We start from the raw sequence: 21,899 nt of genomic DNA, 5'->3' as shown, positions 1-21,899 counted from the left end.
GACAGTCATGAATTCTGTCACCAGCGAAGCGACGACCTATTCACGTGATGCCAGCTCCATGCTGGTCTCGACCATCATCTCGCCGGAAGGCAGCCTGGAAGTGCTCTCCCAGGATGAGGTCAATCGCCTGCGCGATACCTCCTCCAACGGGTTGCATGACATCCTGCGCCGCTGTGCGCTGGCCGTGCTCAACTGCGGCAGCCAGACCGATGACAGCGTCGCGGTGCTCAACGCACACAAGAATTTCGAGATCGAGGTGCTGCAGCAGGACCGCGGCATTCGCCTCAAGCTCGACAATGCGCCCGGCGATGCCTTCGTCGACGGCAAGATGATCCGCGGCATTCGCGAGCATCTCTCCAGCGTATTGCGTGACATCGTCTATGTGGCCAACGAGATCCAGAACACCCCGCGTTTCGATCTCACGACCACCGAAGGCACCACCAATGCGGTGTTCCATATCCTGCGCAACGCCGGGGCGCTGAAGTCCTCGCGTGAGCCGAGTCTGGTCACCTGCTGGGGCGGTCACTCCATCAACCGCGAGGAGTACGAGTACACCAAGGACGTGGGTTACCACCTCGGCCTGCGTGATCTCGACATCTGCACCGGGTGTGGCCCAGGCGCCATGAAGGGCCCGATGAAGGGCGCCAACGTCGCGCACGCCAAGCAGCGTCGCACCGAAGGTCGCTATCTGGGCATCTCGGAGCCGGGCATCATCGCCGCCGAATCGCCCAACCCGATCGTCAATGAACTGATCATCATGCCGGACATCGAGAAGCGCCTTGAAGCCTTCGTGCGCACCGCACATGGCATTATCGTCTTCCCGGGCGGCGTGGGCACCGCCGAAGAGATTCTCTATCTGCTCGGCATTCTGCTGCACCCGGAAAACAGCGAGCTGCCGTTCCCGGTCATCTTCACCGGCCCGGCGTCCAGCGCCGAGTACTTCAAGCAGATCGACGAGTTCATCGCCTACACCTTGGGCGAGGAAGCGCGCTCGCGCTACACCATCATCATCGACAATCCGGTCGAGGTGGCACGCACCATGCGCGGTGGCATCGACGAGGTGGCGGAATTCCGTCGCCAGCATCAGGATGCCTTCTACTACAACTGGCGCCTGCATATCGCCCCGCACTTCCAGCAGCCCTTCGCGCCGACCCACGCCAACATGTCGGGCCTGGCGTTGCACCGCAACCAGCCGGTGCATGAACTGGCGGCCAACCTGCGTCGCGCCTTCTCGGGCATCGTCGCCGGCAACGTCAAGAAGGAAGGCATCGAGGAGATCGAGCGCGACGGCCCCTTCCGCCTGACCGCCGAAGCCGAGCTGATGGAGCGTCTCGACGCCCTGCTCACCTCCTTCGTCGCCCAGGGCCGCATGAAGCTGCCGGGCAGCGATTACGTGCCCTGCTACACCCTGTGCAAGTGAGTGGCCCGGTGATGGCACGCTGAGGCGTGTCGTCACCTCATCAGCCATCACAAGAACGCCCCGATCATCGCTGATCGGGGCGTTCTTGTTGGTAGGGAAGATCTTGCTGACAGCATCTCATGAGCCGCAAGTATCGAGGCTCAGCCTTCCTCACCACGGCGGCGCTGCATCCACATGCTGATCACATGCGCCAGCAGGCCCAGCGTCAGGCCATCGACCAGCACCTCTAGCGCACCTTCCTGAGGGCGGTTGAGCATCGGCGCGGCGAAGTTGAACGCTGCCATCGCCGCGAGCCCCACCACCAGCCAGACCAGCAGGCGACGCATCATCGTCGGCACCTTGGCCTTGGCGGTCTCTGACAGCTGGCGATAGATATAGATGCCCAGCGCGCTGACGGCGACGGCAAAGCCGACGATCAGCATCAGACGCGTATTCTCGCCACTCATCAGGAAACGCGGAATATTGGCGACCATTACCACCGCCAGACCCGCCAGCACGGAGACGCGCTGCGGCGTCAGGTTGCGGGCACGCGGATGATCAGGATTCAGTTTCGGCATGTGAAGCAGTCTCGATGAAAGAACGGACAACAGAAGAAGCAGGCGGCGGGCGACCCCACCGCCGCAGGATCAGGCCGTGGCCGGCAGGGTCGGAATCCAGCTCTCGACCCACGGCAGCGCCGCGTCGTCGGCCATGAAGGTTTCCATGGCGTCGATCTCGAGGCGCTCGCCGTGGCGCGTGGCACCCAGGTCGGCCAGACGCTCATCCAAATGACGCCCCGCGCCACAGTAGGTCTCGCCGTAGGAGCTGTCGCCCAGGGCGATCAGACCGTAACGCAGCCAATCCAGCGCCGGGGACTCGGCAGACAGCGCATTGAGGAAGCCGGTCAGGTTGCCCGGCACATCGCCACTGCCGGTGGTGGAGGTGACGAACAGCGCCAGATCAGGGCGCGCGTCAGTCAGGTCGGCCAGTGTCGGCTGGTCGAGCACCTCGACCGTGTAGCCGGCCTGCTCGAACAACGGCTGAACCTGCTCGGCCACATCCAGTGAACCGCCATACATCGTGCCGACAAAAATCTTCAGAAGCGCCATGCATCCTTCCTTATTCGAACGATCACCCGCCAGTGGCGGGAACGTGAGTGCAGTGCGAAGAGTCGCGCAGACGCTCTCCGACATTTGGTCGCGATGGTAGCACAGCGCGCCTGCGAGACGCAGGCGGGCCTGGTGTGATGAATCGTTAGCACAGCGCGCCTGCGGGACGCAGGCGGGCCTGGTGCGATGAATCGATAGCACCGCGTGGCCGCGAGACACAGGCAGCAGGCGGGCCTGGTCTGATGAATCGATAGCACAGCGTGGCCGCGAGACGCAGGCAGCCCCTTCTGAGCACCCCGCAAACGAAACAGCGCCACCGTGAAGAACACGATGGCGCTGCGAGGGTCTTGCCAGTGAAGCATCCTGCGTTGCGAGCCTGGATCACGACCGCTGGCGATGAATCCCTGTCAGGTGCGAACTTGCGGGTTCAGAGCCTTCTGATCAGAAGCGATACGCCACTGACAGACGCACGTCACGCCCCGGGCTGGTGATGGCGCCCGTCGTGATGCCGCGTGCGCTGTTGGGTTCCAGGAAGTAGGTGTTCTGGTCGGTATATTCCTTGTCGAACAGGTTGTAGATACCGGCAGTCAGGGTCAGGTCCTGCATGTCACGCGGCACCCAGCTGGCGTAGACATCGTGCGTGGCGTAACCGGCGCGCTCGCTCTGATCATCCGGCAGGTCGGTGAGGCGCTCGTAGGCGGTCACGGTCCAGCCGATCGTCATCTGCGGGTCAACGAAGGTGTAGCGGTTGTCCAGGCTCCAGCGATCACCGGTCTGGTTGCCCAGGCCCATGTCGTCGACCACGGTCTCGCCCTGGTTGTCTTCCAGGTCCATGGTCAGGTAGCCCAGCGTCATGTCCCAGCCGCCGATGCCGTAGGTGGCACGCGCCTCGACACCCTTGCTGGTGACGATGCCTTCCATGTTGTAGATGGTGGTTTCGCTGCCGACGGTCTCATCGGTGATGTAGTTGTCGAAGTGGGTATCGAAGTAGGTGACTTCCAGGCCAGCGCGGTCACGCTGGGTGAGGAGGTCATTGCCCTTCCAGCGCGCGCCGATCTCGGTGCTGCGCGAGGTCTCGGCCTCGAGACCCGGCTCGACGGTCAGCGTCTCGCCGACACCGACGCCATCGTCGGCCAGGATGGCTTCACGACCCTTGTTGCCGCGCACTGCCGTGGAGTAGCCGGTGAACAGCTCGACACCGCCGCCGACGCGCCAGTTGAGGCTCGCGTTCGGGCTGACATCGGTGTCATCCAGCGTCTCGCCATTGGCGTATTCGGTCTTGTAGTCATCGACACGCGCGCCGAAGGACAGGTCCACCGCGCCCAGCGTCATGCGGTGCTGGGCGTAGAGCGCGAGGTTGCGGGCCTTCTCGTCGAAGCTGCCGGTGCTGGATTCGTCGTAGACGTAATCGCTACCCAGCGTCAGGCGGTTGTTCATGTCCTCGGGGCCGAAACGGAAGGTGTTGTTCAGATCACCGCCGTAGCTCTCGACATCGGCGTTCAGCTCAGCGCCGGTGGAGACAGTGGTGCGGTCCAGCTCGGTCTTGGTGTGGAAGACGTTGGTGTGCACGTCCACCAGACGCGAGCCCGGCTCATAGTCATAGTTGGCGGTATAGGTGTCGCGGCTCAGCTCGGTGTCGACCTTCACGTTGTTGAACGGCTGACATTCCATGTTGGGACGCGTGCAGTAGATGCCGCTGTCCTCGTTGTGCTCGGCACTGATGCGCAGGCTATGTGCGCCCTGATCCAGCAGGCTGAACTTGCCGAAGTAGCTGCGCTGATGGCCGCCGGTACCTTCCTCTTCATCACCGCCGCCGGTGCGGTAGTCATCGCTGTTGCGTGCGCTGGTCGAGAACAGCAGGCCCGCGTTCGGCGCGACTTCACCGTAGACGGACAGCGTGCCCTTGACGGCATCTGCCGCGGACTCAGTGCTGCCTTTGACCATGCCGCCGAAGGTCTCACCCGGCTCGAGCAGGTCCTGGGCATCCTTGGTGACGAACTTGATGCTGCCGCCCAGGGCGTTGGGGCCATTGTCGGCGGCGCCCGGTCCGGCCTGGACTTCAGCGCGCTTGAGCAGTTCCGGCTCGATGTTGAAGCTGGAGCTGTGGTGGAACAGGTAGCCGTTCTGGCTGGCACCATCGACGCTGATGTTGAGGTTGGTGTCTTCCAGACCGCGCACGTAGATCATCTCGGATGAGGCGGTGGTGCCGCCGACGGTGACGGACGGCGTATCACGGAACACATCCTTGAGATCATGCGCCTGATGCAGCGCGATCTCTTCGCTATCGATGACCGCGGTCGCGTTGAGGCGATCGTCCTCGATCTGCAGCGTGTCCATCTGCAGCGTCTCTGCATGGGCAGTACTGGCACACAGCAGCGCAATGGCTGCCACCAGCGGACGCGGAGTGAAAGCAACGGCGCGGGAAGCGCTGGCTGCCACGCACGGAGAGAGGCGATCGGTCATGAGCGGAGGGTTCCCAAGATTAATAATAATAATGATTCTCTTTGCGAACGAGATAATGCACGCGTTTGCACATTTGCGTCATCAACACTTCCTGCAACGCCGCTCTGCAACTTCTGCAATCAGGCCGCGTCATTTCTCGCCTCTTGCAGCGCCGGATTGTGCCTCAACTGCCAAAAACGGCCCGATTTGCACACTTTTTCACCCATCCAGCCACCAAATTCACTTTTTTATCACCTGTCTGTCATCAGATACGGAACCATCGCCAGCCACTGACGTCTTAGCCGACATGCCTCGACAAGTGCTTGGCCCACGCAAATTTCTCGCTTCACGGCAGAGTTTCGTCCGGCGGAGATCGGATTTGCGCAATGCATGCGACTTTAGATGCAACACTACGAGCAGAGTGATATAGTTAGCGTGCTCAGATTAAGGGCGCTTGCTGTCGCGCCAAGGCAGTGCCCTGTCATGGCTTCGGCCCTGAGGATATCTGCAGCAGATGCAAGACCTGTCGCCGCGCGCTGAGGTGCTCGGCTGGCAGTGACGGTTGTTGATCGATGAGCGCGTCTTTGCCCGGGGCATCCCCCTGCGGCCTGAGGGGCACGGTCATCGACAGGCAATCCGTTGTGCAGCGACTGGCGCTGCAACGGGCCCGTTTGGCCCGTACAAGGTGGGTGTTTCCCTGACGGCGCACCCCGACCCTCTGAACAACCGGACCTATTCGATGAGCGATATCGACGCCTACAACACCTTCCTGATGGTCGCAGACCTCGGCAGCCTGTCCCGCGCAGCAGAACGTCTGCGCCTGCCCAAGTCCACCGTCAGCCGTCGCCTCGACGCCCTTGAGGGCCGTTTCGGCACTCGCCTGGTCGAGCGTGGTCATCGTGGCATTCGCCTGTCAGAAGCCGGCGAGACCCTTTACCGTTACGCACGCTCGATGGCCAATCTCGATGATGAAGCGCACCGCGCCATCGAAGACCGCCAGTCAGACCTCACCGGTACCATCCGTATCCACGCCACGCCGTCGCTGGGTCGTCACTTCCTGGGTCACGCGCTGACCAGCTTCCTGTCGGAGCACGAAGGCGTCGATATCAAGCTGAAGCTGTGGCACAACGGTCGCGAGATTCTCGAGAATCAGCCGCACCTGGTGATCGGCTTCCCGCATCTGGCCGGCAGCACCCACGTCTTCCGCCCGCTGACCCACTGGCATCAGGCGGCCTACGCGGCCTCTCATGTCGAGAACCCGGAAGAACTGCCGTGGGGCGAACTGGAACCGCTGGTGTCCGGCACCTCCCTCTCGCGTCACCCGGAAGACCCGCGCCCGAATCACATCCAGTCCGATGACCTCGAAGTCCTCACCGACTACGTGGCCGATGGCCTGATTCGCGCCGTGCTGCCGACCGACTGGGTCAACACCCTCAGCGAGCGCAACGGCCAGTCCTTCAAGCGTCTGGAATGCAGCGAGATCCCGCCGGTCGAGATCGGCATGCTGCTGCCGCGTGGCCCGATCCCGACCCGTGTGCGCATGCTCGCCGACTGGCTCGCCCGCGAGATCGGCAAGTCAGAGCCGGAGCGCGTCACCGCCAAGGCCGCCCGCCGCACCGTCAGCGAAGCCGCCACCACTGCCGGTTGATGGCGGCATTGCTACGCTGACTCTCACCCTCGCGGTGACATGAATCAGCGCGGCACGCAGCAAAAAAGGCCAGCCCTCAGGGGCTGGCCTTTTGCGTTCTGGCTTGTCATGTTTAGCATGTACTGAATCAACGACAGGCAGGGCTTCTCATGTGGCAACGCGACACTCTCACCCTCTCCGCCCGCAAGCGCGGTTTTCACCTCATCAGTGACGAGGTGGAACAGGCATTGGCCAAGATGCCGCTGGTCAGTGTCGGCCTGCTGCATGTGCAGCTACTGCACACCTCCGCCTCGCTGACCCTCAACGAGAACGCCGACCCCGACGTGCGCCACGACATGGACGCCTTCCTGCGCCGCCTGGTGCCTGGCAACCTGCCCTACTTCCGCCACACGCTTGAAGGCGATGACGACATGCCTGCCCACGTGCTCGCCAGTCTGCTCGGCACCCAACTCACACTTCCCGTCGAAGCCCGTCGCGGCGTCAACCGCCTCGCCCTCGGCACCTGGCAAGGCATCTGGCTTGGTGAACACCGCGACCACGGCGGCAGCCGCAGGCTGTGTCTGACGCTGAGTGGAAACTGTGAATAGATTACCCACTAAATTCTACTTTTAGCTTCACTATCAATTCCTAAAACAACTATAATTCACGCACCTAAGAGAAAACAAAGCTACCATCTTATAAATATCGAAACCTGAATAAAATGTAGCTTAAACAACAGTATCTGACAATAAATATAGGACATGCTTCTTTGTCAAGCGTGCCAAATAAACTCAAAAGGACAAAACTCTCCATGGTGCCTTCAGATAAACCGCTGGGAATTGGCATGGCTATTGCCATCATCATAAGCATGACATTATTGGGAGGGTTTGTTTTTACCATAGTAATATTCCCAACAATATTTATAATTTTCGATTATGATACGGCTGAAGACTACACTATGCCTTTATCGTTTATAGCAGGCTTTATATCTTCAATCTGCTACATAATGAACAAAGATCAAGAACCGCAGAGCGCCTTTAGCCAACAAGTAGCACTAAGAGAAAGAATAGGGTCACACAACATCAATCCATATAGAACATACAATAAGAACAATATATCTTTTATTGTAGACAAAGATATGACACACGCCTATCTCATCAACTCCATTACCAACTCCACTATAAAACTACATAAAAAAGATATAATAGAGATTGCATTAGAAGTTGATGATTCGCCTATCTCAAAAATGTCGTCTGGTATGACAGGTGGTATTATAGGTGCGAGCATTGGTGGTTTAACCTTTGGTGGCTTTGGCGCTATAGCCGGCTCTATAATAGGGAAAAATCCAAAGATAGAAACTTCATCTGAGATTGGTTCAATAAAAATCAAAATTGCTGCAAGAAAGATCAAAAACAATCTTTTAGTATTGGACTTCATGGGAGAGCTCGCGCCAACAAAAAAAGACAACAAGCTTATAAAGGCATATCTGAAAGAAGCCGATGAGTGGTGGGCGACACTGACAGTGCTCATCAACAGTTCTGATAGTGTAACGGAAACACTAGCAAAAAAACCAATCAGTCAAAACTTCAACGACATTAAACCAACAAAAATTTATATCAACAATGGCATAAATGAAAGTAAACATACACAAAAAATTCAACCATTAGATAGCTTCAATGATATCTACAAACATCGCGACAAACCCTACTAATGAACAGCCAATTAACATCTAAACAATATCAATAAAAAACTAAAATCATCCTTAAAAAGGCCGCGAGTGATCGCGGCCTTTTTTGTTGCCAGGAGCTACTGAAACATGGGCTTATCGTGTCGAGTCCTCGTCCCCTACCGTGCCGCCCATCGGGTCGATGGCTTTGCTGGAGGGGTATTTGTAGGAGGCGAAGCGCACGGCGAGTACCGAGAGGGCGAGGAAGAAGATGCCGCCGCAAAGGTAGAGCAGGCCGATATCGGGGGCCTTGTGGTGGGAGACATCGCCGATGAGGTAGCGCGTCAGCGCGGTGATGGCGATGTAGAGCAGAAAGCGGATCGGCAGGTGGTTGGTCTTGAAGTAGATACCGACCATCGCGCCGAGTTCGAGATAGATGAACAGCAGCAGGATGTCATCGACGCTGGCCGAGCCCTTGGCGAACATCTCGAAGAAGGCCGATACCGAGGCGATGGCAATCGCGCCGCCGATGGCGAACAGGCCGAGATAGTGAAAGCCTTCGACCAGGAAGTTGCCGATCGAGTTGGCTTGCTTGTGCATGCGCTCCCGATGCTTGTCTAACCTGTTCATGCCGCGTGTCCTCAGACAGAGATGATGGAAAGAGACTGCAATATCGGTTCCGCGGTCGTGATGAAGGCAAGATAGGGCCACCGGGCCCGCGCAGGCGCTGCCCTACCAGCCGAGCGTCTGCTTGACGAAGGGAATGGTCAGCTTGCGCTGGGCGGAGAGCGAGGCGTTGTCGAGTTCGCTCATCGCCGCGAACAGGCCCGGCAGACTGCGCGGCCCGCGATGCAGGATGTAGCGGGCGACTTCGTCGGGCAGTGCAAGGCCGTGGTCACGTGCACGCAATTTGAGCGCTTCGAGGCGCTGGGCGTCATCCAGCCCCGAGAGGTGGAAGGTGACACCCCAGGAGAGCCGCGAGGCGAGATCCGGCAGGATGACGGGCAGCAGGCGTGGTGCGCAGCTGGCGCTGACCAGCAGATGCCGCCCGCCGTCGCGCAGGCGGTTGTAGAGGTGGAACAGCGCCTCTTCCCAGCGCTGACGACCGATCACCACATCCAGGTCATCGATGGCGACCAGGTCCATCTCGTCCAGCCCTTCGAGCATGTGCGGCGGGAAGTGACCCAGCTCATTGAGCGGCAGATAGAAGGCACGCTTGCCCTGCTCGCCCGCCAGATGACAGGCCGCCTGCAACAGGTGGCTACGCCCACTCTGCTCGCCGCCCCACAGATAGACGAAGGGCTCCCCACCGTCGGCAAGCTGCCCCTTGAGGGCCTCCGCCAGCGAGGTCGAGGTGAAGTGGTAGTTGTCGAAGGTCGCGGCGTCACGTACCCCGACGCCGAGTGCCATCTGTCCCTGAGTCATTGCCATCCGTCATGCTGATTGTTGTTGCCGTGATCTCGTCTCTCGATCACTGGGTATCCTCTGCCGCCGGCGGCGCTGGCTGATCTGCTGCCACCGCGGGGCGAGAATCACGCTGTTGGTCATATAAAGTACTGTTTTTATAGCGATCATGCAGATAACGCAAGAGCACCATGATCACGGCCGCCACCGGCAGGGCCAATAGAATGCCGGTAAAGCCGAACAGCTGGCCGCCCGCCATCACCGCGAAGATGACCGCGACCGGATGCAGACCGATCTTGTCGCCCAGCAGCAGCGGCTGCAGCACCACGCCTTCCAGCAGCTGACCGAGCGCGAAGACTCCACCGACCGCCAGCAGCGCCCACCACTCGCCGAACTGGAAGAAGGCCACCGTGGCCGCGATCAGGATACCGACGATGACGCCCAGATACGGCACGATACTGGCAAGCCCCGCCACCAGGCCGATCAACAGCGCGAACTTGAGCCCGATGATCGCCAGGCCAATGGCGTAGACGATGCCCAGACTCAGCATCACCAGCAGCTGCCCGCGCAGGAAGGCGCCCAGCACCTCATCACAGTCATGCGCCAGACGCGTGGCGGTGGGCTCCATATGGCGCGGCAGCAGGCCCTGCAGCTTCTCCTTCATGCGGTCCCAGTCGAGCAGCAGATAGAAGGTGACGACGGGAATCAGCGCCAGATTGCCCAGCCAGATGGCCATCGCCAGCCCGGACTTGGAGACGGTGCCCAGAAGCGCGGCGGCGAAGGTGCCGGTCTCTTTCCAGTTGCCCAGCAGCAGCGAGCGGACCTGATCGAAGTCGGCGCTGAAATCCAGCCCGGTGAATGACTGGATTTCCGGCAGCACCGTCTCGCGTATCCAGTTGAAGACCACCGGCATGAAGCTGATCAACTGCGCCAGTTGACGCCCGAGCAGCGGCACCAGCACCAGCAGCGCAATCAACAACACCACCGAGAGCACGCTGAACACCAGCGTGACCGCCAGATGGCGCGACAGGCCCTTGTCTTCCAGCCAGTCGGCCAGCGGGTCACCCAGATAGGCGAGAATCATGCCGATGAAGAACGGCATCAGAATCGGTTCGAGCATCACCAACAGGCCGAGGAAGGCCACGCCTGCGGCCAGCAACCACCATTTACGCTGCATCTTCACTCCTTGAGACAAGCCGTGGGGCACTCGTGACGGCTGACTGCCGACGGCGCACGCATCACCCATTGTTGCCTGTCGCCGAGTCACCCACAAGACACGCGCCGCTCACGCGTCTGACATTGCCTCCCCCGGCGCCATCCAAGGTGCGACAAGGCCTGCCATGACTGGCGTGGCGGCCTTTTCACATTTTGATGCGGTTTTGTGAATCGGCACAGTGTCAGCCGCGAAGCGCAATGCTACAATAGCCGCCTTTCTTTTCCCGCGATCGATCGTGTCTCACCGCCCAGGCCGCACCGACAGGAACCTCACATGACGCAACGCCCCCAGGACTCCTCGCCCAGCAAGACTTCCTTGAGCTACAAGGATGCAGGTGTCGATATCGATGCAGGCAACGCCCTCGTCGAACGCATCAAGGGTGTCGCCAAGCGCACTCACCGCCCGGAAGTGATGGGTGGTCTGGGTGGCTTCGGCGCCCTGTGCGAACTGCCGGCAGGCTACCGCCAGCCCGTGCTGGTCACCGGCACCGATGGCGTGGGCACCAAGCTGCGCCTGGCCATGGACCTCAACCGTCACGACACCATCGGCATCGATCTGGTCGCCATGTGCGTCAATGATCTGGTGGTCGCTGGCGCCGAGCCGCTGCAGTTCCTCGATTACTACGCCACCGGCAAGCTCGACATCGACATCGCCGCTGACGTCGTCACCGGTATCGGCGAAGGCTGCCTGCAGTCCGGCTGCGCGCTGGTCGGCGGCGAGACCGCTGAAATGCCGGGCATGTACGAAGGCAGCGACTACGACCTGGCCGGCTTCTGCGTCGGTGTGGTCGAGAAGTCCGAGATCCTCGACGGCAAGAAGGTCGGCGCAGGCGACGTGATTCTGGGTCTGGCCTCCTCCGGCCCGCACTCCAACGGCTACTCGCTGATCCGCAAGATTCTCGAAGTCGCCGATGCCTCTCTGCTGGAGCAGGAAATCGACGGCCAGCCGCTGGCTGACGCCCTGATGGCGCCGACGCGCATCTACGTCAAGCCGCTGCTGTCGCTGCTCAAGGAAAGCGGCCTGTCCGTGCACGCCATGTCCCACATCACCGGTGGCGGCCTGCTCGAGAACATCCCGCGCGTGCTGCCGGAAGACTGCACCGCCGAGATCGACGTCGCCAGCTGGAAGCGTCCGGCGGTCTTCGACTGGCTGCAGCAGCAGGGCAACGTCGAAGAACACGAGATGCACCGCGTGCTGAACTGTGGTGTCGGCATGGTCGTGGTCGTCGCTGAATCCGACGCCACCGCCGCGCGCGCTCACCTGGAAGCCCAGGGCGAGACCGTCTTCACCCTCGGCAGCATCCGCGCCCGCAACGGCATGGAAGAGCAGGTCCAGCTGGAGAATCTGTCCGCATGATCGAACCGAATACCAACGCCTCCAACGGTGACACTCTCGGCGGCTTCGGCAACGGTTTCGAGGCAGACGATGCGCCGGTTCGCCCGCGCGTCGTGGTACTGATTTCCGGCAGCGGCAGCAATCTGCAGGCGCTGCTGGAAGCACAGGAACACGACGAGCTGGGCGGCGACGTGGTCGCGGTCATCTCCAACAAGGCCGATGCCTATGGTCTGGTGCGTGCGCGTGACGCCGGCGTCGATGCCGTGGCGCTGCCGCATGAGGAGTATGAGTCCCGCGAGCATTATGACGCCGCGCTGATCAAGGTGATCGAGCGTCATGAACCGGACCTCATCGTGCTGGCCGGCTTCATGCGTATCCTGTCGCCGCTGTTCGTGCAGTACTTCTTCGGGCGTCTGATGAATATTCACCCGTCGCTGCTGCCGGCCTGGCCGGGGCTTGATACCCATCGCAAGGTATTGGAAGCCGGCGAGAAGGAACACGGCGCCAGCGTGCACTTCGTCACCGAGGAGCTCGACGGTGGCCCGGTCGCGATCCAGGCCGTCGCCAACGTGCTGGAAGGCGATGACGAAGCCAGCCTCAAGGAGCGCGTGCACACGCGTGAGCACCTGATCTACCCGATCGCGGTGCGCTGGTTCCTCGAGGGCCGCCTGAAGCTCGACGGGGAAGTGGCCAAGCTCGACGGCCACAACCTGCCGGTGGGCGGCCTGCGCCTCTCCCACGCCGATGTGGAAGAAGAGCTCAGCGATGAGCTGCCGGAAGGCGAAGAAGACTGATCAGTGACGCTGCCTTGCTGGCAAGGCCGACTGAGCTGATAGCAAGCTGATAGCAAGTTGATAGCGCGCTGAAAACAGAAGACCCCGCGACATGCCGATGTCGCGGGGTCTTCTTGTTTTCAAGCTTCACTTCTCTCTCGATGGCTTTCGCTTTCAGAAGGTGTAACTCACCCCCACCTCCCCGCGCGCCGTCACCTCATCCCAGGTCTCGATACCGGCGCCCAGATGCAGCATGGCATTGCGGCCGAGCTGCATGCGCCAGCCACCGTCGACACGCAGGTAGTTGTCGCTGCCGCGATCCAAATCCTCGGCGCGGTAGGCATTGGTCGGCAGGCTCGCCAGACGCACCTCGGCGCTGTCGGCGTCATCATCCAGACGCTTGCCGTAGGCCAGCTCACCGTAGAGGCCGAAGCCCTCCGCGATGGCGCGGTCGACCATGAAGCCGGCCTCGACCCGGCGATCGCGCAGCGTCTGATCCGAGACGCTCAGGGCGTTGGCGGCGGAGCCGGATTCGGTGTAGCCATCGATGTCGGACTCGGTATGGCGGTAGGCCACGAAGGGCGCGTTGTACCACAGCGAATCGGCGGCGGTGAGGCGATAATCGAGTCGTGCCTCGGCGCTGAAGCCATCGCCATCGGTCTCACCGGACAGGGTGCGCGATGACTGACCCAGTGCGACATGGCGGTCGAGGTCGTAATCGAAGTCGCCGTAACTGGCCACCGCCTGGACGCCAAACCTGCCCAGCTGCTGACGCGCGAACAGGCTGAACACCTGGCCTTCCAGTTCAAGCTCACTGCCATCATCGACATCGAAGTCCGCATTGCGCTGACTGACCGCAACGCCGCCCCAGGCCTGGCCGAGTGCGTTGTCCAGCGGCAGCATCACGCCGACACCCGCACCGCGCTGCTCGCTGTCAAAGCCCTGCTGGCCGCTGGAGGTCTCGCCATCGCCGGTGCCGCCACTCGCCGAGCCGATGGCGAACACGCGCACGCCCTCCCCTGAGCGCCTGTCCTGCGCACCGGGACGCAATTCATCGGCGAGGCTGCGCTGACTGGCATTGAGCGCGCCCGTGCCCAGCTGCGGCGCCAGCCCCAGCACCGAGGGCGCGGCGAGCATCGCATAGGCGTAGTCGGCCAGAATCTCCTGGCCGGCGGTGGTCGGGTGCACGCCATCATTGAACAGCAGCTTGTCGGGGTCTTCCGCTGCGCCGCCCAGGCCGTAGGGCGTGACATTGCAGCTGTCCGAGAAACACACCTGGGTCAGCGGCACGTCGCTGGCGAAGCCGAACTCGGCCGGTGATGCCAGCACCTCCTCGAGAATGCCGACGGTATCCAGGCGGATGATGTTGACCTCGCCATCCAGCGCCGCCAGTCGCGCGCCCAGCGCATCATTGAAGACGCCTACCAGCGCGGAGGTCCCCGCCGCCTGCGCCGCGCCCGCCGACTGGCCGGCCGGGGTGCTGCCGACATCCGGCAGGTTGGAAACCATGATGGTGGTGGCACCCGCCGCTGCCAGCGCCTCCACCGCGGAGGCCAGATTACCGGCGGAGGCGACCGCCGTGGCCGGCGAGGTGATCACGCCCTGCAGGAAGTCGTTGCCACCGCCGTTGACGTAATAGAGGGCGTCCGGGTCGGCACTGCCGCCGGTGCTGACCAGATAGCCATCCTCGACCCTGAGCACCGTGCCCGCGCCGGTACTTCCCGGCGGAATGACCACCTCGGAGCCGTCCTCGTCGGTCACCGAGGCCAGAATCTGCGCCGTGGTATAGCCGCCCACCGCGTAGTTGGTGCCGTCACTGAAGCCGGCCAGCTGATAGATCACCGAGGTGGAAGGCTCTGCCGCCAGCCCCAGTTCCGTGGCCAGCAGCTGGGTCGAGACGCTGCCATAGGCCGAGGTCTCGTAATCCGGGCCGCTGCGGTTGGTGAAACGCAAGCTGTTGAGGCCGCCCAGGGTGGTATCGGGGAACTGGCCGGAATCGCTCAGACTGTCGCCGAAGAGATAGAGATTGGAATAGGCCTGCGCGGGAGTCGCCAGCAAGGTGGTGCTGATGGCGAGGGCGAGACCGCTGAGGGTGAAACGTCGGACCAGGCCGCTGGTGCTGGCCGGCGGGAATACAGCGCGATGTGAACGCGATGGCATGGCGTGCCCCTTGCTTGTGGGAGGTATCCGTCCTGCAGCCACTCTGGGGGTGGCCTGCAGACAAGCATAGGCAATAAAACGAGTGATTGAATCACATGTTTTGTTCAACTTCCGGCTAAGACTCAGCGCCTTGTGAGCGTGTCACGTTCTCGCTACCTGCCATCGGCGTCTCTCTTGCCACCGTCGTCACACGTCGCCACGAGCAGGCACAAGCAGACACAAAAAAAAGCGCCTCCCGAAGGAGGCGCTCCTGGCTTGCCACACTCTTGTCTTGCCGCGTGCAGGTCACTTGCGTAAACGCAATACCCAAGCGTGCAGCAAGGGGTATCAGGTACGCGGCAGAGTCACGCCACGCTGGCCCTGATACTTGCCGCCGCGATCCTTGTAGCTGGTCTCGCAGACTTCATCGGACTCGAGGAACAGCATCTGCGCCACGCCTTCGTTGGCGTAGATACGCGCCGGCAGGTTGGTGGTGTTGGAGAACTCGAGGGTGACGTGGCCTTCCCACTCCGGCTCCAGCGGCGTCACGTTGACGATGATGCCGCAACGCGCGTAGGTGGACTTGCCCAGGCAGATGGTCAGCACGTTACGCGGAATGCGGAAGTACTCGATGGTACGGGCCAGCGCGAAGGAGTTGGGCGGAATCACGCAGGAGTCACCCTTCACGTCCACGAAGCTCTTCTCATCGAAGTGCTTGGGGTCCACCGTCGCCGAATGGATGTTGGTGAAGACCTTGAACTCATCCGAGCAGCGCACATCGTAGCCGTAGCTGGAAGTGCCGTAGGAAATCACACGGCGCTCATCGTGAAAGCGCACCTGATCGGGCTCAAAGGGTTCGATCATGTCGTGGCTTTCGGCCATGCGACGGATCCACTTGTCGGATTTGATGCTCATCGAGCGTACCTGACTGACTGATGGGGAGAGACGCGTGAGCGCCATGAAACGCGGGCCAGCATGATACCGGCCCGCTGTGTCGCTGGAAACCTCGGCACGCGCGGCTAGCGCCTGGCGTGTCGGGCTCAGCTGAAGCTGATGCTCGGGCCTTCGTCTGCGCCGGCACTTTCCAGAGACTCGGAGACCTGACGCGCGATGGCGCGGAAGCTCGCGGCCACTTCGCCGTCCGGCTCAGCGATCACGCTCGGGCGACCGCCATCGGCATTCTCGCGAATGCTCAGGGTCAGCGGCAGCTGGCCCAGCAGACGAGTCTGGTACTCATCGGCGATACGCTCACCACCGCCCGCGCCGAAGACCGCTTCGCTGTGGCCACACTGGCTGCAGGTGTGAGTGCTCATGTTCTCGACCACACCCAGCACCGGCACCTTGACCTTGCGGAACATCTCGATGCCCTTCTGGGCATCCAGCAGTGCGATGTCCTGCGGCGTGGTGACGATGACGGCGCCGGAGACCGGCACCTTCTGTGACAGGGTCAGCTGGATGTCACCGGTGCCCGGCGGCATGTCGATCAGCAGCACGTCAAGCTCGCCCCAGGCAGTCTGGTTGAGCAGCTGCTGGAAGGCACCGGCGACCATCGGGCCACGCCAGACCATCGGGTCCTTCACGTCGACCAGATAGGCCATCGACATGGTCTTGATGCCATGCGCCTCGATGGGGCTGAAGACCTGCTCACCGGCCATTTCCGGACGCTGGCCGGTCGGCACGCCGAACATCTGCGCCTGACTCGGGCCATAGATGTCGGCGTCCAGCAGGCCGACCTTGAGACCTTCCGCCGCCAATGCCAGCGCCAGATTGGCGGTGACGGTGGACTTGCCGACGCCACCCTTGCCGGAAGCGACCGCGACAATGTGCTTGATACCTTCCATACCTTGAAACTCCTGTGACGGCCTGCGCGGCGCGATGAACGTGGCGCGCAGGCGTCTGAACTGTCAGCGAAAAAAGCCGTGGAACACGATGGGCACAGTATGCCTGCCACCGCTACACGGGCCAAGCCGATGAAGCATGTCCATGGAAGCCATGCCTCAGGAAGCCATGGCCTTGGGAGCAAATCAGAAGCGCACGTCTCAGAAGCGCACGTCGACCGGCAGGAAGCGCCACTCGCCCGGCGCCATGCGGCCGAGCAGAATCGCGCCCAGACGCAGACGACGCACCTCGATGACCTTGAGGCCCTGCTCCTCGACCGCGCCGCGGATACCCCCCACCGGCACCCGCTTCATGGCGATGCGCAGGCGGGTGTCGCTCTGCCAGCTGATGCTGACCTTGGGCTTGCGGCCACGGATGTCGGCGCACAGCGCGAAGCCGATACGCTTGAGGCCTTCGTCATCCAGTGTCCCTTCCACCTCGACGACGTATTCCTGCTCCAGCTGGTCCAGGTCATCGCCCAGCTTGCGGATCACGCCACGGTTCTGTGACCACACGGCGAGACCGGATTCGTCTTCGCCGAGCTCGGCCAGCGGCTGCTGGGACAGGAAATGCACCTTGAGCCAGTCGGCACCGCTGTTGTCGAGCGCACTGCGCGGCGCGCCGTCACGCAGGGTCAGCGGGTCCGGCAGCGGCGTGCCCGGCGGCTGATACCAGACCAGGGTCAGCGGCTCGATGGGTGCCATGCTGGCGCCTTCATCGACGGTGACTTCCTCATCGGTGACCTTGAAGAAAGGCGCTTCCACGATCTCGCCCGCGACACGTACCACCCCCTTGGCGATGAGATGCTCGGCCTCACGGCGCGAGATGCCCTGCTGATGGGCCAGAAACTTGGAAAGACGGACGGGTTCGGTCATGGGGACTCTCGAGGCAGCGACGCAGGCAACAGGCAGAGCAGCAGCACGCAGAAGCGCAGATAAAAAGAAGTGGGACAGCCTGACAGGGTCATCAAGGCTAGCCCGCCATGATAACGGCATGCGCCGAGGATGGCACGGACGAGACGCGCTGAAGATGCTAGGCTGCGTGGCCAGAAATCGGCGCGGCGCGCTTGAGCAGATCATATGATGCTCATCACCAGGTCCTTTGACGCTCTCCGCCAGCGCATCTGATCCACTACGCCTGGTCATCCGCCCCTCTGGCGCAAGCGATCCGGCTGCCTCTGACCCGCCTGATCATGCGCTGGCAGGCGCGATGCGCTACCCGCGCCACCGCCACGCAACCGCGTGATGACACTTGCGGAACCCTTTGCGCGGCAAAGCGTCAGAGTTGCGTTGAAGCTCACTCTGGACCATACAAGGTCAGGGTCAGGCAAACTGATGCGCTTGCGCGTCGACTGTCGCCACCGAGGAAGCCGGTGGCCAACGCTTCAGTCTCCGTCAGTGACTCGCCAACCGAAGGTGTGCGATCGACCCGGATTGACCCTGCGCGCCATCCCGCCTTGCTGCGCTTCCCAGGCCACGTTCACAGGTATCTTGCATGCGTTTATCTCCCACATCGCGCCGCCCACTGACTCACACTCGGCGCTACGCCATCAGCAGTGCACGCACGCTTCGTCATCTGGTACTGATCTTCGGCCTGACGCTGGCCGCGGGCTGCTCCGCGCCGCACGCCTCGGACGCGCCTGCCGCCCCGACTACCGCGGCCAAGGCAGCCGTCAAGGCCGAACGGCTGGAAAGCCTGCTGGTGCAAGGCGAAAGCGATGTGCCGGAGAGCCTGCTGCTCAGCAAGGCCGGCGCCAAGGCGATCGACCCCAACGGCCAGCGACCGGTGGATGACCCGCTGACCTGCCTGGCGCGCGCCGCCTACTGGGAAGCCAAGGGCGAAGGCAGAAGCGGCATGCAGGGCATCGTCAATGTGGTGATCAATCGCGCCGCCGACCCGCGCTTCCCCGACAGCCTGTGCGGCGTGGTCAAGCAGGGCGGCGAAAGCGGCAGCTGCCAGTTCTCCTGGTGGTGTGACGGGCGCTCAGACCGCATTCGCGAACCCGCCGCCTACGCCGAAGCGCGCGACCTGGCCCGTCAGGCGCTCAACCATCAACTGGAAGACGTCACCGACGGCGCCCTCTACTTCCACGCCCGCTACGCCACGCCCTACTGGGCCAAGCGCTTCGTGCGCACCGCGCGCATCGGTCAGCACCTGTTCTATCGCAACTGATTCACCCTTTCACCAGGGCATGACGGGTAGAACCATCACCAGCAAGTTGCCTGACATGCCGCACGTCAGCGCCATGTCGCGTACAAGACCGTGACGGAAAGACCGTACAGGAATCAGACAAACCAGAAGGCCCCTGATGATTCACTCATCAGGGGCCTTCTGGCTCATATCATCACTCAATCTTCAGTAATGGGCCGAGTCCGACTACTTCGCTACCACTGTCTTCAGATACTGCCCTATCTCGGAATGGTGCAGGATGGACGAGACCGGCAAGATGTCGTTGGCTGGCCCCCATGCAAAGACGTTGACTGGCGTATGGGTGTGCGTACCAGTCCCCCAGACGGTGTTTTGCTGTGTCGCCAATGCCCGCGCCAGCAGGTTGCCGCGATCGTTATAGGGGAAGAAGGCGTCAAAGTCGTGAACTGCCGGCACCTCGCTGACCCCGAGGTAACTATGTCCATCCACATGATAGGGGTTGGGCTTGTTGGCCAGTACTTCAGCTGCCTGGGCTTCGGTAATCTGGAAGTCACTATTGCCATTGACAGCCGCCATCAAGCGCGCCGGTGTGCGCTCACCTTGCGGTAGTGCCTCGAAATCACTGAGCAGCTCGTAATAGGTCTGCTTCTGCTCGTAGAGACTGTCCAGAATCGAGAAGTCACCAAAATTGAAATTGGGAGCGTAATCCTGATCTGCGAATGCAGGGCCTGATTTCTTCTGCGCTGCCGGTAAATTGGCGCTGGAATAACTGAAGCCGAATGCTCCCGTCTCATGGTCGGCCGTTACCAGGATTATTGTATCGTCTCGCTCTCGCGCCCAGTCATAGACACCTTGCACGGCCTCATCGAACTTGATCAGTTCATTGAGCATGGTTCCCGCATCATTGGAATGCGCGGCCCAGTCGATCTGGCCACCCTCGACCATCAAAAAGAAACCATCATCATCCTGTTCCAGCATTGACAGTGCTTTCTGGGTCATCTCATGCAGGGTCGGCTGCTGACGCTGTGGGTCATCATGGCTATCTCGATAGCTGATACCATCCGCCATACCCGAGTTGGCGAATAGCCCCAATACCTTGGTGCCATTGAGTGCGGCCATCTGGTCACGCGTAAAGGCTAGCCCATAGCCTTGATCTGCAGCTTCCTGGAGCAGATTTCGTTCATCCTTGCGCTTGGAGGTTGGCGACCAGGCACCTTGCATCAGCGTCTCGACGCTGCCCGCGCTTTCCCCCGGCTCACTGACGGACTGTGGCACGAAGTGACGCAACCCTCCCGACAGCATGACATCCGGCCCGGTCATGAGCATGTCTTCGGCAATGGCATTTTCCAGTGAACGATGCGGCTGGTGGGCGGCGAAGGCCGCCGGAGTCGCGTGGGTCAGGCGCGTATCGGACACCAATCCGGTGGCCTTGCCGACTCGTTTGGCAAGCTCGAGGACGGTTTCCACCCGATTACCCTCTGAATCTATGCCGATCACCTCGCCCCCGGTGAAGATACCCGTCGAGAGCTGAGTCGCTGAACAGGCCGAATCCACTACCACGGCATCTTCAGGGTGAGTCAATGAAGCGCCCACCACGCCTTCCTTCGCCAGCTGGTAGAGTGCCGTCGAACGCCCCTGATATATCGAATCCGGCGCACGATTGGCGTATGTCTCCAGCATGCCAACCTGTTGGGGCCCCATACCATCGCCAATCATCAGAATGACATTCTTGATCTCTGCCGCATTGGCCAGCGGCATCCAGCTCATGCTTCCCGTCAGCGCAACGACGGCCCACCCTTTTCGACACCATCGTCCTTGCCGTTTCTGATGAGGCATCATCATGGTCATCTTCCGTGTTCCCTTATCGTTGTTGGCATCCGTGTTACCCGGGCACATACGATACTCGTGCAAGTCTGTACGTCTGTGTTCGAACGGAGCGCTTGTTGGTCAGAAATGAATCGCGATCTGCTCACATGGCGGCACCCAAGGTGCCAACTGGAGCATGCGCTTCACTATTGACGACGCAAGCAGAGCCGTCCATATCAATGGCCCGGCTACAGGACAATTCATGACGAAAGGATGACATAAAGATGTCATTTCAATGACAGACGACACTGCGACCCGAAGTCGCAAACACGACGCCCCCGCTGCCATTGGCAACGGGGGCGTCATGTTTGGGGGTGTCGTAATAGGGGAGTGTGCCTAAGGGGTGGGCAGGGACACCCTTCCCAAAATTCCTGACGGATCAGGTGTCTGGCTGTGCCGCCAGCTTGGTGCGGATGAACTCGCTGTGGCTGACATGCAGCAGGCCGGCAAGACGGCGGATGCGATGCTCTTCCTGCGGGTCCAGCTCGCCATCGGCGTAGGCCAGCTCCCAGAGCATGCCGATCAGCTCGCTGCGCTCCTCAAGGCTCATGTGCTCGTTGAGCTGCTTGACGAAGCGGTAGTGGTCCGTGGCCTGCTCGGCATCCTGCTCGGCCTGGGTCAGCAGGCTGGCAAGTTCCTCATCCCCCAGCGAGAAGCGCTCGGCCAGCTGGCGCGCCAGGGCTTCACGTTCGCGCACATCGAGATGGTCATCGGCGCGTACCACCTCGAACATCAGCACGGCCATGGCGAGTTCCGGGCCGGGCTCCTCGTTGGGACGGGCGTTGCTGCCGGGCATCATCACCTGGCGGATGAGACGATTGATCTGACCGGCGACGGATAGCTGTGCTGGCATGCTGACCTCCAGGAACGGAAAATGTAGTGTCCTTGAATCCTTCA

General features: G+C 61.4%; 19 protein-coding genes. 7 read left to right on the top strand and 12 right to left on the bottom strand.

Annotated elements, in window-relative coordinates:
• Positions 1-7: 7 nt before the first annotated feature.
• Positions 8-1,420 (top strand): nucleotide 5'-monophosphate nucleosidase PpnN, encoded by a 1,413-nt coding sequence (gene ppnN, locus QD280_RS05520; protein ID WP_277876238.1) that lies wholly within the window; start codon positions 8-10, stop codon positions 1,418-1,420.
• A 140-nt stretch (positions 1,421-1,560) separates the two neighbouring features.
• Here the strand turns inward: ppnN and QD280_RS05515 are convergent, their stop codons facing one another.
• The 3 genes from QD280_RS05515 to QD280_RS05505 form a co-directional block, all read right to left on the bottom strand.
• Positions 1,561-1,977, bottom strand: a complete 417-nt coding sequence (locus QD280_RS05515) for a hypothetical protein (RefSeq protein WP_052384630.1) — start codon at positions 1,975-1,977, stop codon at positions 1,561-1,563.
• A gap of 69 nt (positions 1,978-2,046) precedes the next feature.
• Positions 2,047-2,508, bottom strand: coding sequence for a flavodoxin domain-containing protein (locus tag QD280_RS05510; RefSeq protein WP_043334117.1), 462 nt, complete (start codon positions 2,506-2,508; stop codon positions 2,047-2,049).
• A gap of 441 nt (positions 2,509-2,949) precedes the next feature.
• Entirely contained in the window at positions 2,950-4,971 is a 2,022-nt protein-coding gene (locus QD280_RS05505) for a TonB-dependent receptor (protein ID WP_279838548.1), read from the bottom strand.
• Between the two features lie 718 nt (positions 4,972-5,689).
• Between QD280_RS05505 and QD280_RS05500 the strand changes: the two genes are divergently transcribed.
• From QD280_RS05500 to QD280_RS05490, 3 genes are all read left to right on the top strand, one after another.
• The gene (locus tag QD280_RS05500; RefSeq protein ID WP_043334115.1) at positions 5,690-6,598 is read left to right on the top strand and encodes a LysR family transcriptional regulator; all 909 of its coding nucleotides are present in this window, start codon (positions 5,690-5,692) and stop codon (positions 6,596-6,598) included.
• A gap of 149 nt (positions 6,599-6,747) precedes the next feature.
• Entirely contained in the window at positions 6,748-7,185 is a 438-nt protein-coding gene (locus tag QD280_RS05495) for a secondary thiamine-phosphate synthase enzyme YjbQ (protein ID WP_279838547.1), read from the top strand.
• A 203-nt stretch (positions 7,186-7,388) separates the two neighbouring features.
• Complete coding sequence (locus tag QD280_RS05490) at positions 7,389-8,288, top strand: hypothetical protein (protein WP_279838546.1); 900 nt, start codon at positions 7,389-7,391, stop codon at positions 8,286-8,288.
• Positions 8,289-8,399: 111 nt separating this feature from the next.
• Here the strand turns inward: QD280_RS05490 and QD280_RS05485 are convergent, their stop codons facing one another.
• From QD280_RS05485 to QD280_RS05475, 3 genes are all read right to left on the bottom strand, one after another.
• Positions 8,400-8,873, bottom strand: a complete 474-nt coding sequence (locus QD280_RS05485) for a phosphate-starvation-inducible PsiE family protein (RefSeq protein ID WP_107336345.1) — start codon at positions 8,871-8,873, stop codon at positions 8,400-8,402.
• A gap of 102 nt (positions 8,874-8,975) precedes the next feature.
• Positions 8,976-9,674: a DnaA regulatory inactivator Hda gene (gene hda, locus QD280_RS05480; RefSeq protein ID WP_043334111.1), complete on the bottom strand. Its 699-nt coding sequence runs from the start codon at positions 9,672-9,674 to the stop codon at positions 8,976-8,978.
• A gap of 40 nt (positions 9,675-9,714) precedes the next feature.
• A complete protein-coding gene (locus QD280_RS05475) occupies positions 9,715-10,824 on the bottom strand; it encodes an AI-2E family transporter (RefSeq protein WP_043334110.1) in 1,110 nt (369 codons plus the stop codon).
• A gap of 312 nt (positions 10,825-11,136) precedes the next feature.
• On the opposite strand from QD280_RS05475, the gene purM reads away from it, so the two are divergent.
• Positions 11,137-12,219, top strand: coding sequence for a phosphoribosylformylglycinamidine cyclo-ligase (gene purM, locus QD280_RS05470; RefSeq protein ID WP_054556274.1), 1,083 nt, complete (start codon positions 11,137-11,139; stop codon positions 12,217-12,219).
• Complete coding sequence (purN, locus tag QD280_RS05465) at positions 12,216-12,992, top strand: phosphoribosylglycinamide formyltransferase (protein ID WP_054556275.1); 777 nt, start codon at positions 12,216-12,218, stop codon at positions 12,990-12,992. Before purM ends, purN begins: the two co-directional genes overlap by 4 nt.
• 153 nt (positions 12,993-13,145) lie before the next feature.
• On the opposite strand, the gene QD280_RS05460 is transcribed toward purN, so the two are convergent.
• From QD280_RS05460 to QD280_RS05445, 4 genes are all read right to left on the bottom strand, one after another.
• Complete coding sequence (locus QD280_RS05460) at positions 13,146-15,131, bottom strand: autotransporter domain-containing protein (RefSeq protein WP_279838545.1); 1,986 nt, start codon at positions 15,129-15,131, stop codon at positions 13,146-13,148.
• 327 nt (positions 15,132-15,458) lie between these two features.
• A complete protein-coding gene (gene dcd / locus QD280_RS05455) occupies positions 15,459-16,025 on the bottom strand; it encodes a dCTP deaminase (RefSeq protein WP_043334107.1) in 567 nt (188 codons plus the stop codon).
• Positions 16,026-16,150: 125 nt separating this feature from the next.
• Positions 16,151-16,987 carry an iron-sulfur cluster carrier protein ApbC gene (apbC, locus tag QD280_RS05450; RefSeq protein ID WP_276315243.1) on the bottom strand — a complete coding sequence of 279 codons (837 nt, stop codon included), beginning with the start codon at positions 16,985-16,987 and terminating at the stop codon, positions 16,151-16,153.
• A gap of 162 nt (positions 16,988-17,149) precedes the next feature.
• Positions 17,150-17,863, bottom strand: a complete 714-nt coding sequence (locus QD280_RS05445; protein WP_159055855.1) for an RNA pseudouridine synthase — start codon at positions 17,861-17,863, stop codon at positions 17,150-17,152.
• Between the two features lie 619 nt (positions 17,864-18,482).
• On the opposite strand from QD280_RS05445, the gene QD280_RS05440 reads away from it, so the two are divergent.
• Complete coding sequence (locus tag QD280_RS05440; RefSeq protein WP_279838544.1) at positions 18,483-19,160, top strand: cell wall hydrolase; 678 nt, start codon at positions 18,483-18,485, stop codon at positions 19,158-19,160.
• A 204-nt stretch (positions 19,161-19,364) separates the two neighbouring features.
• On the opposite strand, the gene QD280_RS05435 is transcribed toward QD280_RS05440, so the two are convergent.
• Positions 19,365-20,984 carry an alkaline phosphatase gene (locus QD280_RS05435; RefSeq protein WP_279838543.1) on the bottom strand — a complete coding sequence of 540 codons (1,620 nt, stop codon included), beginning with the start codon at positions 20,982-20,984 and terminating at the stop codon, positions 19,365-19,367.
• Positions 20,985-21,381: 397 nt separating this feature from the next.
• Entirely contained in the window at positions 21,382-21,855 is a 474-nt protein-coding gene (locus QD280_RS05430) for a TerB family tellurite resistance protein (protein WP_052384628.1), read from the bottom strand.
• Positions 21,856-21,899 lie beyond the last annotated feature (44 nt).

It is taken from the genome of Cobetia sp. 1AS1 (assembly GCF_029846435.1).
Taxonomy (GTDB): Bacteria; Pseudomonadota; Gammaproteobacteria; order Pseudomonadales; family Halomonadaceae; genus Cobetia; species Cobetia amphilecti.
This window is presented reverse-complemented; position numbering and strand designations above follow the sequence as displayed.

Bases quoted from the DNA above. Each gene is read 5' to 3' on its own strand.
- ppnN (WP_277876238.1), top strand. From the start codon at position 8: ATGAATTCTGTCACCAGCGAAGCGACGACCTATTCACGTGATGCCAGC.
- QD280_RS05515 (WP_052384630.1), bottom strand. From the start codon at position 1,977: ATGCCGAAACTGAATCCTGATCATCCGCGTGCCCGCAACCTGACGCCG.
- QD280_RS05510 (WP_043334117.1), bottom strand. From the start codon at position 2,508: ATGGCGCTTCTGAAGATTTTTGTCGGCACGATGTATGGCGGTTCACTG.
- QD280_RS05505 (WP_279838548.1), bottom strand. From the start codon at position 4,971: ATGACCGATCGCCTCTCTCCGTGCGTGGCAGCCAGCGCTTCCCGCGCC.
- QD280_RS05500 (WP_043334115.1), top strand. From the start codon at position 5,690: ATGAGCGATATCGACGCCTACAACACCTTCCTGATGGTCGCAGACCTC.
- QD280_RS05495 (WP_279838547.1), top strand. From the start codon at position 6,748: ATGTGGCAACGCGACACTCTCACCCTCTCCGCCCGCAAGCGCGGTTTT.
- QD280_RS05490 (WP_279838546.1), top strand. From the start codon at position 7,389: ATGGTGCCTTCAGATAAACCGCTGGGAATTGGCATGGCTATTGCCATC.
- QD280_RS05485 (WP_107336345.1), bottom strand. From the start codon at position 8,873: ATGAACAGGTTAGACAAGCATCGGGAGCGCATGCACAAGCAAGCCAAC.
- hda (WP_043334111.1), bottom strand. From the start codon at position 9,674: ATGGCAATGACTCAGGGACAGATGGCACTCGGCGTCGGGGTACGTGAC.
- QD280_RS05475 (WP_043334110.1), bottom strand. From the start codon at position 10,824: ATGCAGCGTAAATGGTGGTTGCTGGCCGCAGGCGTGGCCTTCCTCGGC.
- purM (WP_054556274.1), top strand. From the start codon at position 11,137: ATGACGCAACGCCCCCAGGACTCCTCGCCCAGCAAGACTTCCTTGAGC.
- purN (WP_054556275.1), top strand. From the start codon at position 12,216: ATGATCGAACCGAATACCAACGCCTCCAACGGTGACACTCTCGGCGGC.
- QD280_RS05460 (WP_279838545.1), bottom strand. From the start codon at position 15,131: ATGCCATCGCGTTCACATCGCGCTGTATTCCCGCCGGCCAGCACCAGC.
- dcd (WP_043334107.1), bottom strand. From the start codon at position 16,025: ATGAGCATCAAATCCGACAAGTGGATCCGTCGCATGGCCGAAAGCCAC.
- QD280_RS05445 (WP_159055855.1), bottom strand. From the start codon at position 17,863: ATGACCGAACCCGTCCGTCTTTCCAAGTTTCTGGCCCATCAGCAGGGC.
- QD280_RS05440 (WP_279838544.1), top strand. From the start codon at position 18,483: ATGCGTTTATCTCCCACATCGCGCCGCCCACTGACTCACACTCGGCGC.
- QD280_RS05435 (WP_279838543.1), bottom strand. From the start codon at position 20,984: ATGACCATGATGATGCCTCATCAGAAACGGCAAGGACGATGGTGTCGA.
- QD280_RS05430 (WP_052384628.1), bottom strand. From the start codon at position 21,855: ATGCCAGCACAGCTATCCGTCGCCGGTCAGATCAATCGTCTCATCCGC.